Below are 10,874 nucleotides of genomic sequence, written 5' to 3'. Positions count from 1 at the left end.
TGGATCTTGATTTCATAATTGGACATAGGATTCTCGCATCAAAAGGTTCTTTTTGGGGGAAAATAACGCAAAATCCAGTGTATTCCTGTTCTACAACATATTCAAATCACCTGCACAGCTCGAAAAATTTCAGAAAAAATCCGCTCCGTTGAATCAAAAAGAAAACAGAACTGGTATATCCATAAACCTTGTTATAATTTCTGGATTTCATAATCCAACATTTAATAAAAATCACAGGAGACCTATGCCCAAGGTAAATGTAAATAACATTGAAATGTATTATGAAACACATGGAACAGGATTTCCGCTCATCATGTTGATGGGCTGGACTGGCAATATTGATCAGTGGCCACCGGAGTTGATTGAATCACTGGAAAAACATTTTCAGGTCATCATGGTGGATAACCGTGGGGCCGGCAGAAGCACATCCACCGATGAGCCCTTCACGGTGGAAATGTTCGCCGATGACACTCAGGCGTTTATGAATGCTCTGGGAATTGAACAAGCCCATATTTTAGGCATCTCACTGGGCGGAATGATCGCGCAGGAAATGGCCTTGCGCTATCCTGATAAAGTCAGAGGATTGGTTTTAGGGTGTACTTTTTGCGGGCCGAGACGTGGCAAATTCTTTTCACCTTATGCCATCGAATGGGTCCTCAAGTTTTTGGTTACCCCCAAAATGACAGTCAACGAAACGCTACTTTACATGAATTTTTCCAGAGACACCCGGGATTCCGCAGTGAGATATTCCATAAAAGCAGGCTTCAAAGCACCAATCACCACTCAAAATCAGAAAAAACAGTTCATGGCCTTAATCCGCTACAATTCATGGGAAAGACTTCCCCAAATCAAAAAACCGACACTGGTTATGACCGGGACCAAGGATGCTATCGTATCCGCGGAAAATTCTAAAATTCTGGCAGATCGGATTCCCGGAGCCACGCTGATTCGGTATAAGAAAATGAGTCATGCCTTTTATGCGGATGCGCCTGACAAGGTTTCACACGATATCATTGAATTTCTTGAAAAACAGGTCTGAGAGGAATGGCTTGCAGTGGCTTATGAAACATCTGCAAGAACTTGCCATGCCAGGTTGATCCCGTCAAGCATTGACATGGCAGTGATACAGGCAGGGTGCATGTGTTTGAGCAGTAAATCGCCGGCGAGTCCATGCAGGAAGGTGCCAAGAATCGCGGCGTTTTCCGGTTCATAACCTTGTGCCAGCAAACCGCCGATGATTCCTGTCAATACGTCTCCAGAACCAGCCGTGGCCATACCCTGATTACCGGTGGGATTGATAAAAACTGTTCCATTGGGGAGACCGATAACAGAGTGGGCACCTTTCAACACGAGTATTGCGTTCCAGCGTTTCGAATACTGTCTGACCAATTGAATTCGATTATCCCTTATTTCTGCCATGGTTGCTTCACACAGTCGGGAAAATTCCTTGGGATGCGGGGTCAGAATCACCGGTGTCTCAAAGCTGAAATCCCCAAGGGGTGCAAGCGCGTTTAATCCATCAGCGTCAAGCACCACGGGTTTTTTGATTTGTGGAACCAGATCCCTGATGAGTTGCAAGGTAGAAGCCTGTTGTCCAAGCCCACAGCCAACGCAGACCGCGTCACGGGAAACAATCGCCTCTTTCAGAAATTCAAGATCCTCCCCTGTAAAATATTGGGGAACCGATGATTCTCTGGATAATGTCATGACTTCGGGGAAATTCCCGGGAAGACGGTCTCTCAAACTGAGTGGCACACAGGCAGAAACAAGCCCTGTCCCGTTTTTTAGAGCGGAAAATGAGCTGAGAGCGGCCGCGCCACCCATGCCGGCAGACCCGCAAATTGTCAACAGGTGCCCGAAGGAACCTTTGTGAGCATCCTCTGGACGTTTTAAAACCAATGATTTTGCAAAGGGAAGTGTTGCTAAATATACGGGTTCTTCATGTTCTTCCCAGAAAACAGGAATACAGATATCCGCGATGACAACGTTTCCTGCATAGGAGGCCCCAGGAAGCTGAAAACAACCCTGTTTGCCAACTTGGAAGGAAATGGTGTGATCACACCTGACAGCGATACCCATGATTTTGCTATCATCTGAATTCACCCCTGAGGGAATATCCACTCCGATTTTTATGGCATTGGATTCATTGATCGCTTCGATCCATTCCTTGTAAACACCTTCAACCTGGCGTTCGAGACCTGTCCCGAAAATCGCGTCAACGACGATATCCGCATTCTGCAGGAGTTGTCGTGAATCTTCGCCTGGAAATTTGAAAGTCGCGCCAAAATGTTCCCAGAGTTTTAGATTCAACTGAGCATCCCTGGTAGTGGGGGAACCCGTGAGGACCACTTTGACCCGGTATCCCCTGTTTCCCAGAATTCTGGCAATGGCAAAACCATCGCCACCATTGTTTCCTTTTCCACAACACACCACGACATTAAAACCGGGATTGTCCTGCAAATAAGATTTTACCATGAAATCGGCCACACTTCTGGCCGCGTTTTCCATGAGAACCATCCCTGGAATTCCCAACTCCTGAATGGCACGTTGATCCATGCGTCGCATGGCTTCCGCTGTGGCCAATCTTTGAGGCAACTGAAGGGCTGTATTGTGGTGTTTCAGTATTTTATTCATAAGTTTTGATCAATTCGTTTCATTCAAAGGTAACTGTTGGCGCATCCCAGTCATATTCTTCCTCGGTATTGTTCTGAAATATCTGCATGGTTTGATTTCCGGATGCTTTTCCATAAATGCGGACATGATAAACGGGGGTCACAGTTTGTGCGGTGGTTTTAGTGATGACGCAGGTTTTTCCACGGCAAGTGGACACATTATCCAGAGTCCACCATTCGTAGGCCAGAGTCCATCCAGAGAGAAGATCAGCTTTTTGTGTCACAGTGAAAGTGACTTCGGTGCCAACCGCAACTGTTTCTTCTTCGGGGGATACACTGAACGTGGGGGGACCTGGTTCAGATTCACGGTCTGAACACCCGCTGGTTGCTGTTATGAGTAACACAATGGCTGAAAATAATTGAAGGAATACTCTCATAATGCCTTTCCACGAAAAAAATTCATAGCGCAAATGTCTATGACTGGAAAAGCAAGTTTAGCACCATTCAGGGCTACAGAATCAGGAAAGGAAAAGACAGCATCCAAAAAAAACTGGGATTGCGGATGGGATAGATGGTGGAATTGCCTGTTGTTCAGGAATCATTCCTCAACAGGTTCCTGGGACGTGACGGGGCGATCAGAAATGGTTTGCTGGATTTTCTTGAGTTGGTCATGGGTGTTGTTGATGCTGAAAGACTTGCCGACTTTTCGTTCAATGTATTCCAGCGCTTTCAGTTGTTTGCTTTCATCGCGGTCGACCAGACCATCAATTTTTTGTTTTTCTTCATCGGGAACGTTAAAAAAATAATACTTCATGCTGAGTGTATGGACGGCTCTGACTCGTTTTTTGAGCTTCATGCGATCGACCATGACTTTTTCTTTATTGATGCGGATCAGATCCTGAATTTCATGATGCAGTCCCAGTTTGAGCATGATCCGGGCTAGTGTCTGAATTTCCAGATATTGACTTTTGGGAAGATAAAATCGGGCAAGTTTCAAATGTCGCTCACATTCCTGGGCGCGCATGGAATAAAGTTTTTCGTCATGGTTCAGTAATTCGGCGATTTCTTTTTGAAAATGAGGTTCCAGGTTCTGAAAGGGAAGTTTGCGCACACTTTTGGGCGAAAGTTCATTGAGTTTCAGGCGTTCCCGGTAGCAATACTGGTTGAGTTGTTCTATGGCCGGAAATATCCAGTAACACCCCTCTTTGTAGACCAGACCTGACATCTGTGGTTCATAAAAAAAATGCAAGGGTGATTTGCCCATCAGATAGTCACGAATCGGTAGCCATTCACTGGAAGCCAGATGCATTTCTGTGATGGCTCGTTGCTGACCTTGGGATGGAACATAAAACGCATTGACATCGGCCTGCACACTGGTTCCCTGCTTTGATTCCACGACATCCAGCAGTTTTCTGATAGTCGCCAGGACGGGGCGGAAAAAAACAATTTCTTCGTGAAGCGGGATGCTTTCCAGTTCAGGAGTCTGCATGAATTACCTTCCTTTTATTTTAGATTGAATCCATTTCTGCCCTTCAGCGATCAACCCGTACCCGGATGCCGTGGAAAGCCTGTTGGACACATGGAGATGTGTGTGTTTTTGAGTTTATAACTGGACTGAAACAAAAACACAATGGAAGAGATAACTCAATTTTTCTTTATTTCCCCCATTGACCTATCCCTTAAAGCATGAAATGAGATAAAAGAATCATGAATATTTTTTAACCTTAAATTCTGTGGCAAGATCATGAACGAAAATACAGTACCTCCAACCGGAAAAAAAGCACGATCACCGATGAAAAGTGCCAGGCAGTCCATACCGGGCAAGCGACGTTCCTGGTATGACGAAAACAAGGACAAAACCCTGCATTCGATGATTAATAAAAAAGTCACCATGGAGATCCTGGAGATTTTTTTGAAGGGACAGGACCGGATGTCGATACAATCGGTGTGGGAAGAATTGAAACGGCTTGAATTGAGAATCAAGGTGGAAGATCTCGTTTCTGAAGATGCGTTTCAGGATTTATTCAGTTCGTTGGTAACGGATCATGAACAACAGGACCAAATCATTCAAAACTTCATCACCAGCCAATTGTATCGTGAGTCTATTTCAGAACTGATGTTCAACAACATCCGGGATATGTTTCTTGATGAAAATTTTTTCACCCAGAAAGTTCCTATTTTCGGGCGACTGGTCAAACTCGGGCAAAATGTCGCGTCCAGCACCATCAATCGTTATCCCACCGCGTTCAAGAACATTGAAAGCGAAATCAAAAAATTCATTAAACAGAATCTGCACGTCATTGAAGGTTACACCAAAACCATCATGCAACGTTCCATGAATCAACGAAATATTCAAAAAATGGTGAGCACTCTTTGGGATAACCTGAAAGATAAGGAATTTGTGCTGAGTGTGGAAACGCTTAAAAATGTGAACCTGAATTATAATATTTTCTTTATCAGGATGGCAGAAGGGGTGATTGATGCGGTGATTGACCGTTATGGCGACAATAAAATTTCAGATCTCGTCCGGCCCAAAAAAGCGGATATCCCGGAAGTCAGTGAGGCTCAAGGGGAACGAACAGAGGATCAACCTTCAGTTTGATGCTGAAGGTTCCAGGTTTCCTGATAATGACCCGGACGTGTCACTAAATCTTCATGGGTGCCCTGATCCACAATCCGGCCTTCATCCAGTACAAGGATATGATCCGCTTTTTCCAGGGCTGAACACCGGTGTGACACAATCAGCAGACTTTTTGCTCTGCGAGTGGTAAAAATCTGGTCAAGTAAAAAATGTTCGGTTTCATAATCCACCGCAGACAAAACATTATCAAGAATCAGCAGTTCACAAGGAGATGCCAGGGCTCTGGCCAGACTGATCCGTTGTTTTTGCCCACCTGACAACATAATCCCTTTTTCACCCACAATGGTGTGAACGTTATTGGAAAAGTGCTGAACTTCCTGATCCAGTGCGCATTCAAACAGGAGACGCTTCAGCAGTTCATCAGGATTTTCCGGACGCACCCGCAAGGGAAACAAAATATTTTCCTGCACCGTATCAGAAAATAAAAATGGTTCTTGCGGCACAGTATGGATGGATTTCCTGATATCCTCATAAGTCAGGTGATTGATGTCATGTTTTCCAAAATAAATGGTTCCGTCCGACGTCTCCAGATAGCGACTCAGGCAATGGACCAACGTGGTTTTTCCTGAACTGACTTTTCCAAGAATGCCCACCGTCTGACCAGGTTGAATCTGGAACGAAATATTTTTCAAAACCCAATCTTCCTGATCGCTGTAGCGAAAGCTGAGATTTTTGACAACCACCCCCTGATTCATCAAGGTTTCAGCTTCAGCTTCCGGTAATGGCTGACACTCCTGAAATGGTACAGGTTCCTGAAAGATGGTCTGGATGCTGTTGAGTCCAACAAATCCCTGTTGAAAAATTGTGGTAACCCAACCCAGTCCCATCAACGGCATGGTCAACAGTCCGGCATAGGTGATAAACGCGGTCAACTGGCCAATGGTCAACCCTTCCTCAATCATCATTGCGCCACCCAGCGCCAGAATTACAATTTTCAGGAAGTTATCCAGATTGACCAGAATCGGCATGGTAAAAGATCTGATCCATGTAATGATGAGCGATCGGTCCAACAAACTCTGATTATCTTTCTGAAAACGGCTAACAGTCCACTGATTCATTCCATAACTTTTGATCACATCAATGCCGGACAATGCGGCGACCGTGAAACCTGACATTTTTTGGAGACTGTCCATATACTGATTCATGTTCTGAATGATAAATTTCATCCCAAACCGAACAATGCTGAAAACCAGAATCACCGGAATGACACAATACAAGGTGAGATCGGGCGAAATCAGCCACATTTTCCATGGAGTCATGGACAGGGCTGAAATGATATTGAACAGTTGCAACAAACCAAATCCACAGATCAGCCGGATTCCTGTGATATCGTTGTTGACTCTGGAAATGATGGCCCCGGTGCTGGTGTGATCGTAATAATTTTTCTGGAGGCGGGTTAAATGTGAAAACAGATCATTTTTGATGGCGAATTCAACGGCTCTGCCGGGATTGAAAAACAAAACCCTGGATAAGGTTCTTACCACCACCATGCCCAGTGCGAGCGACAGCATGATCACCAGGTATCGCAAAAGTTCATCCTGACGACCTGCAAGATTCGTCTGAATCAGATCAATACTTTTTTGAATATATTGAGGAATACTGACAGCAATCCAATTGGTGGCCAGAATCGAAAATATGCCTACTCCATAAGTGAGTTTATGCTGGCTGACATAATGCCACAGCAGTTTCAGTCTGCCCGAGTTATTGGCGGATGACTTCGCGGGGATGTCTTCAGCCACACCTGGAATTGTGGCTGAACTGGAAGGATTACTGGATTTCATTCAATTCTTTGCGGGTTTTAATGATCTTGTCAATCAGGCCATAGGCCAGGGCTTCTTCTGCGGTCAACCAGTTGTCACGGTCCAGTGCCTTTTTGATTTCTTCATAATTTTTACCTGTCGCTTCACAGTAAATATCAATGATCTTGTCACGAGTTTTCAGAATCTGTTTTGCCTGAATTTCACAGTCAATGACACTCCCCTGATAACCTGTCAGCAGGGGTTGATGGATCATCACCTTGGCATTGGGCATTATAAATCGACGCCCCTTGGGTGCGGCCAGACTAAGAATGGAACCCATGCTTGCCGCAAAACCACTCACAATGGTTCGAATGGGACAAGAGATAAAACGCAACATGTCAAAAATAGCGAACCCTGAAAACACCTCACCGCCAGGACTGTTGATGATGATGGTAATCATTTTATCAGGATCACTTTGTTCCAACAGGATCAGCAAATTAAGCACCTTGGCCGTCAATTCAGAATCCACATGCCTTGAAATGACAATAGTTCTTGATTCCAGCAATTTGGCGGCAAGCCCCGCGGCTTCAAGCATATCTTCTTTTTGTTCTTCCATAAAATTTCCTTCAAACATGAACGTGTCAACATGGTGGTTCCTGTGTGACAGACCACCTGAATATCAAGATCTTCCCGAAGTAAAAGATTGAAAAATCTAGGAGAGAGACCGGGGCAACGCAAGTTTTTTTATGTCCGTATTCATTGAATACACATAATACTCGATCTATGTGCCATTAGCGATCAACAAACCTTGAAAATAATTCAAAATTGAACCAGAAATAACGTCAACTATAAAAAATTGTAACCTTACACACCCTATTACAAAAAGGAACGCTATGAAAGCTATCAGAATCCGGAAATACGGCGGCAAGGAAGTCCTGGATTATGTGGATGTTGAACGACCTGACTGCAAATCCCATGAAGTGCTGGTCAAACTTGAAGCCCTGGGTGTGAATTTCATCGACACCTATCAACGGAGCGGACTGTATCCGGTGAGTCTGCCGTTCATACCCGGACTGGAAGGTGCGGGTACGGTCGAGCGGATCGGTTCACAAGTCACACAATTCAAACCGGGTGACAGGGTCGCGTTTGCGGATGTTCCCGGAGCGTATGCTGAATTTGTCTGTGCGTCAGAATCACGACTGGTCAGGATTCCCGACGCCCTTTCGCTGGAAAACGCCGCCGCGACCATGCTTCAGGGAATGACTGCGCATTATTTGACCCAAAGCACCTTTCCGTTGAAGGCGCATCACACCTGTCTGATTCACGCCGCCGCCGGAGGTGTCGGGTTGCTGGCCATTCAACTGGCCAAGGCCTCCGGTGCTTATGTGATCGGAACCGTTTCGACAGAAGCCAAGGCTGAACTGGCGAGACAGGCAGGCGCCGATGCCCTTGTTTTATATTCCAGACAGGATTTTGAGCAGGAAGTGATGAAAATTACAGAGGGGCAAAAAGTCGATGTGGTTTATGATTCGGTGGGGAAGGATACTTTTGAGAAAAGTTTGAATTGTTTGAAACCCAGAGGAATGATGGTGACCTTCGGACAATCCAGTGGTCCCATCACCGCGTTTTCTCCGTTGATGCTGTCACAACGAGGCTCTCTGTATCTTACCAGAACAACCCTGAAAGACTATATTGCGGACCGTCCCTCTCTTGAAACCCGATCTCAGGATCTGTTCCACCGTATACTGGCGGGGAAACTCCATCTCCGGATTGAGCATAAATATTCGTTGAAGGATGCGCGTCAGGCGCATTCGGATCTGGAAGGGCGGAAAACAACTGGAAAAATTCTGATGTTTCCCTGATGATGCAATTCATCATTCATACAGAAACCCCTTATATCGACACATTGTCAACAATCACAGTTTTTTGTCAGAATCTTTCTCATGAATTGTCAGTAATCCTATGAAATTATTTAAAAAAACAATTCATTGTCTGATCAGGAATTGATCAACTTGATTCTGGTCGGGGATTCCAGTGCCTTTGAATTGCTGGTAACGCGTTTTCAAAACAAAATTTTCCGTTTCATTCTCCGACATGTCTGGAATAGACATGAAGCTGAAGATCTGACCCAGGAAACCTTTGTGTCGGCCTTCAACAAGCTTTCAGGTTATGAGGCACGCAGTCAACTATCAACCTGGCTGTTTGGCATTGCCTACAACAAGGTTTTACAGCATCATCGTCAATCTCCAGGACAAAATGTTGAATTTGTTTCAGAAGAAATTCTGGAAGAACAACCATCTCTCGAATTGACTCCCTCAGAAAAATTTGAAAAAGACGCCATGGTTCATGATCTCAACCGGTTCATTGACCAATTGCCTGATGATCTGAAAACAGTGTTGATTCTGGTTTCTTTTGAAGGCTGTTCCTATGATGAAGTCGCTGAAATCATGAAGATTCCCTCAGGAACCGTGAAAAGCAAAATGTTCAGAGCCAGAGAAGTTTTAAAAACCAGTTACACGCAGATTCGACCTCAATGAAACAATCGCCATCCCGCCATATCTATCTGGATTATAATGCGACATCGCCCATGCTTCCGGGGGTCTTGAAATGCCTCCAGGAGGGTTTTTCAGCCATCGTCGGGAACCCCTCCAGTCCTCATCAGGGCGGTAGGTCGGCACGTGATTTACTGGAACAATCCCGAAAAAACATTGCGGAAACTCTTGGGGTCACCCCGCAGGAAATCCTGTTCACCAGCGGTGGCAGTGAAGGCAACAACACACTTCTCAGACAATTTCAGTACAAGCCAACGCCGTTCCACATCATCACTTCGTCCATCGAACACCCCTCCATTCATTCAACCGTTCAATATCTGGCGGGGAAGGGACTCGGGAATTATTCCACGGTTGCGGTTTCATGTTCAGGTTCTGTCGCTCCTGAATCTCTGAAGGATTTGGTCAGGGAAAACACCGTACTGCTTTCGGTGATGCTGGCCAACAATGAAACCGGAACGATTCAACCGTGTCGGGAATTGGCCGAATTTTCCCGGAATCATCATTTTTTGTTTCATGCGGATTGTGTTCAGGGTGCCGGGAAAATGACGCTGAACTTGAAAGACTCCGGGATGGACTATGCCACATTTTCAGCGCATAAAATCGGAGGTCCTCCCGGAATCGGGTTGCTCTATGTCCGCAATGGCGTTTCTCTGGAACCGTTGATCACTGGGGGCAAGCAGGAAAGAAGCCGGAGAGCCGGAACGGAAAACAGTGTCATGGCCGCAGGTTTTGCCGAGGCCTTATCCTGGCATGTGGAACATCAGCCTGAACTGGATACAAAATGGCGGGAATTCAAACGTCAAATGATTGACGCCTTTCAGAAAATTGATGGATTTTTCATGAATGGAAATGTGGAACAATGTCTGTCAAACACTTTGAACTTCGGATTTGAAGGTCTCAGCGCGGAAAGTTTGCTGATTCGTCTCGATCTTGACGGAATCAGCGTTTCAACAGGTTCCGCCTGTTCCTCAGGCGCTTTGGAAGCCAGTCATGTCCTGCTTGCCATGGGATTATCCCGGAAACAGGCTAAGTCATGCCTGCGTGTGAGCATGGGATGGAACACCACTTCTGAGGATATCACGGTGTTCATTGAACGACTTCTGTTTCATGCACGCAAACTATATGAAAAACGTGGCACCTTTCAGAAACTGTGAAACGTAAGTACCCGATCAAAAGCTAAGAACATTATGTCTGGAACTTCGCTTGTCTATAGTGCAAATATAACCGCAGGCTCCTCTTTAATGTTGATGGAAAGCCGGCAAGTGGCCAGGTTGCTATTGAACCAAAGTACCCCGACGCAATGGTATCGGGCAATCGTGGTGGAAAATGT

General features: G+C 45.5%; 10 protein-coding genes. 5 read left to right on the top strand and 5 right to left on the bottom strand.

Translation table 11 applies throughout. The features are described from left to right. The first annotated feature begins 244 nt into the window (after positions 1 to 244). On the top strand, positions 245 to 1,039 hold the full coding sequence (locus HQM11_20800; protein MBF0353477.1) for an alpha/beta hydrolase: 795 nt from the start codon (positions 245 to 247) through the stop codon (positions 1,037 to 1,039). Positions 1,040 to 1,059: 20 nt separating this feature from the next. Here HQM11_20800 and HQM11_20795 read toward each other — a convergent pair whose 3' ends face one another. From HQM11_20795 to HQM11_20785, 3 genes are all read right to left on the bottom strand, one after another. Next, on the bottom strand, positions 1,060 to 2,634 hold the full coding sequence (locus tag HQM11_20795) for an NAD(P)H-hydrate dehydratase (protein ID MBF0353476.1): 1,575 nt from the start codon (positions 2,632 to 2,634) through the stop codon (positions 1,060 to 1,062). Positions 2,635 to 2,653: 19 nt separating this feature from the next. Further along, positions 2,654 to 3,049 carry a hypothetical protein gene (locus HQM11_20790; GenBank protein MBF0353475.1) on the bottom strand — a complete coding sequence of 132 codons (396 nt, stop codon included), beginning with the start codon at positions 3,047 to 3,049 and terminating at the stop codon, positions 2,654 to 2,656. Between the two features lie 161 nt (positions 3,050 to 3,210). Further along, entirely contained in the window at positions 3,211 to 4,101 is an 891-nt protein-coding gene (locus tag HQM11_20785; GenBank protein MBF0353474.1) for a hypothetical protein, read from the bottom strand. 255 nt (positions 4,102 to 4,356) lie between these two features. Here HQM11_20785 and HQM11_20780 point away from each other — a divergent pair, with 255 nt between their 5' ends. Beyond that, positions 4,357 to 5,214: a hypothetical protein gene (locus HQM11_20780; protein MBF0353473.1), complete on the top strand. Its 858-nt coding sequence runs from the start codon at positions 4,357 to 4,359 to the stop codon at positions 5,212 to 5,214. On the opposite strand, the gene HQM11_20775 is transcribed toward HQM11_20780, so the two are convergent. Both HQM11_20775 and HQM11_20770 read right to left on the bottom strand, forming a co-directional pair. Next, positions 5,199 to 7,034, bottom strand: a complete 1,836-nt coding sequence (locus HQM11_20775) for an ABC transporter ATP-binding protein (protein ID MBF0353472.1) — start codon at positions 7,032 to 7,034, stop codon at positions 5,199 to 5,201. The two genes, HQM11_20780 and HQM11_20775, sit on opposite strands and share 16 nt — an antisense overlap. Further along, positions 7,021 to 7,608, bottom strand: coding sequence for an ATP-dependent Clp protease proteolytic subunit (locus HQM11_20770; protein MBF0353471.1), 588 nt, complete (start codon positions 7,606 to 7,608; stop codon positions 7,021 to 7,023). The genes HQM11_20775 and HQM11_20770 overlap by 14 nt, the downstream gene beginning before the upstream one ends. A 277-nt stretch (positions 7,609 to 7,885) precedes the next feature. On the opposite strand from HQM11_20770, the gene HQM11_20765 reads away from it, so the two are divergent. The 3 genes from HQM11_20765 to HQM11_20755 all read left to right on the top strand — a co-directional run bounded on the left by HQM11_20765 (position 7,886) and on the right by HQM11_20755 (position 10,698). Continuing rightward, on the top strand, positions 7,886 to 8,854 hold the full coding sequence (locus HQM11_20765) for a quinone oxidoreductase (GenBank protein MBF0353470.1): 969 nt from the start codon (positions 7,886 to 7,888) through the stop codon (positions 8,852 to 8,854). Positions 8,855 to 8,980: 126 nt separating this feature from the next. Continuing rightward, a complete protein-coding gene (locus HQM11_20760) occupies positions 8,981 to 9,529 on the top strand; it encodes an RNA polymerase sigma factor (GenBank protein ID MBF0353469.1) in 549 nt (182 codons plus the stop codon). Continuing rightward, on the top strand, positions 9,526 to 10,698 hold the full coding sequence (locus HQM11_20755) for a cysteine desulfurase (GenBank protein ID MBF0353468.1): 1,173 nt from the start codon (positions 9,526 to 9,528) through the stop codon (positions 10,696 to 10,698). The genes HQM11_20760 and HQM11_20755 overlap by 4 nt, the downstream gene beginning before the upstream one ends. Positions 10,699 to 10,874: the final 176 nt, after the last annotated feature.

The organism is SAR324 cluster bacterium (genome assembly GCA_015232315.1).
In the GTDB taxonomy this organism is placed as follows: Bacteria; SAR324; SAR324; order SAR324; family NAC60-12; genus JADFZZ01.
This window is presented reverse-complemented; position numbering and strand designations above follow the sequence as displayed.

Excerpts from the sequence above, each read along its gene's own strand:
- HQM11_20785 (MBF0353474.1), bottom strand. The coding sequence starts at position 4,101 with ATGCAGACTCCTGAACTGGAAAGCATCCCGCTTCACGAAGAAATTGTT.
- HQM11_20775 (MBF0353472.1), bottom strand. The coding sequence starts at position 7,034 with ATGAAATCCAGTAATCCTTCCAGTTCAGCCACAATTCCAGGTGTGGCT.
- HQM11_20755 (MBF0353468.1), top strand. The coding sequence starts at position 9,526 with ATGAAACAATCGCCATCCCGCCATATCTATCTGGATTATAATGCGACA.
- HQM11_20795 (MBF0353476.1), bottom strand. The coding sequence starts at position 2,634 with ATGAATAAAATACTGAAACACCACAATACAGCCCTTCAGTTGCCTCAA.
- HQM11_20790 (MBF0353475.1), bottom strand. The coding sequence starts at position 3,049 with ATGAGAGTATTCCTTCAATTATTTTCAGCCATTGTGTTACTCATAACA.
- HQM11_20780 (MBF0353473.1), top strand. The coding sequence starts at position 4,357 with ATGAACGAAAATACAGTACCTCCAACCGGAAAAAAAGCACGATCACCG.
- HQM11_20770 (MBF0353471.1), bottom strand. The coding sequence starts at position 7,608 with ATGGAAGAACAAAAAGAAGATATGCTTGAAGCCGCGGGGCTTGCCGCC.
- HQM11_20800 (MBF0353477.1), top strand. The coding sequence starts at position 245 with ATGCCCAAGGTAAATGTAAATAACATTGAAATGTATTATGAAACACAT.
- HQM11_20765 (MBF0353470.1), top strand. The coding sequence starts at position 7,886 with ATGAAAGCTATCAGAATCCGGAAATACGGCGGCAAGGAAGTCCTGGAT.